This is a genomic window from Bradyrhizobium sp. CAR08 (genome assembly GCF_052871955.1).
In genome coordinates this window covers 1-1,273 of sequence record NZ_JBIXJX010000079.1, presented here as the reverse complement: position 1 = coordinate 1,273, position 1,273 = coordinate 1, and the positions used below count along the sequence as shown (strand labels likewise).

Annotated in this window: 1 protein-coding gene; it reads right to left on the bottom strand. The window is 61.7% G+C overall.

Annotated elements, in window-relative coordinates; all coding sequences use genetic code 11:
* Window positions 1-32: 32 nt before the first annotated feature.
* Window positions 33-1,273 (bottom strand): ISL3 family transposase (locus ACIPUD_RS39775; protein WP_446482991.1); only part of this gene is annotated, 1,241 nt, incomplete at its 5' end.

Below are 1,273 nucleotides of genomic sequence, written 5' to 3'. Positions count from 1 at the left end.
TTGGCTCTGACGCAATTTTGGTGCAGCACTGGTCATGTGGCGCCGATTAGCCGAGCCTGCAGCAAGTCGAGCTTAGCGCGTCCGTACATTTGGCGCTTGACCAGTTTGAGCTTGGTGATCTGGCCTTCGGTCTGGCCGTTGGACCAGGACGTCGTGATCGCTGCGCTGACGGCGGCCTTGTCCTTGATGACGCCATTGGCGAAAGACATGACGAGGCTTGCGCATGCTCGTTTCAACCATGGTTCAAGCTCTCCGTGGGCCTTCTTGCGGATCATCGCATGGAAAGTGGCTATGATCTCTCGAGCTTCCACCAGGAGAGGAACGCCTTGCTCAATCGCCGCAATGGTGACGGTCTCTGACTTTGATAGCGTATCGCGGCCATTGGTCATCAGGCGGGCGATCGTTCTCGCGGATGGTACCCGCTGCAGGCTCTGAGCATCGGGCGTTTCGGCACGCCGACGGCGTGTCGCCCATTCGGCAACGACTCGCACCGAGCCTCTAAATCCCTGCGCCTTGAGGCGACGCCAAAGGTCGGCGCCATTACAATGGCCAGCGGCCCACTGAACTTCGAGCCATGGCAGGTAGTGCTCGAGCGAGCTCTCGCGCACCCTGAACACGTCGGATCGCTGACCTCGCAATACCCTGCGGATGAGGCCCCGGCTATGGCCGGTGAGCCGTACGATCTCCTTTATGGAGACGCCCGTCTCAGCCTGTTTGAGAATTGCCGCGTTGGTGTCTTCTCGCCGAAGATAGCCCTCATATTGAATGCGCTCGGCGGCGGTCAACAAGTTGGGATTTATGGTGGCGGAGCCGACCGCGATCCGGACCTGGCACATGGATTTGCGAACCGCATCCAGGAAGGCGTGGCTGGCGTTCTCCATGAGGTGCCAACGGTCGGCCACCTGGGTGGCGTGCGGGAGTGCCTTGGCCACAGCAAGGGCATAGCCACCGCCGCGGTCGCGCGCGACCACAGCGATTTGTGGCTGCCCCGCGAGCCAGGCCTGCGCAGTGGCTGGCTCTCTGTCGGGTAAGAGAGTGATCGGTCGTCGCCGCTCGAGGTCACAGATAATCGTTCCGTACCGCTGATTGCGCCGCCAGGCCCAATCGTCGATGCCGATAACGCTCGGCGCAGCAAAGGGCGGACACCCGCGCTTTCTAACCACCCGAAGCAATGTGTCGTTGCTCACGGGCAGCATAAGTCGACGGGCAAAACTCGCCGCCGGGCGGCCACCCAAGGCAAGGCCAAGGTGATGGACGATCAGATCGAGCCGGG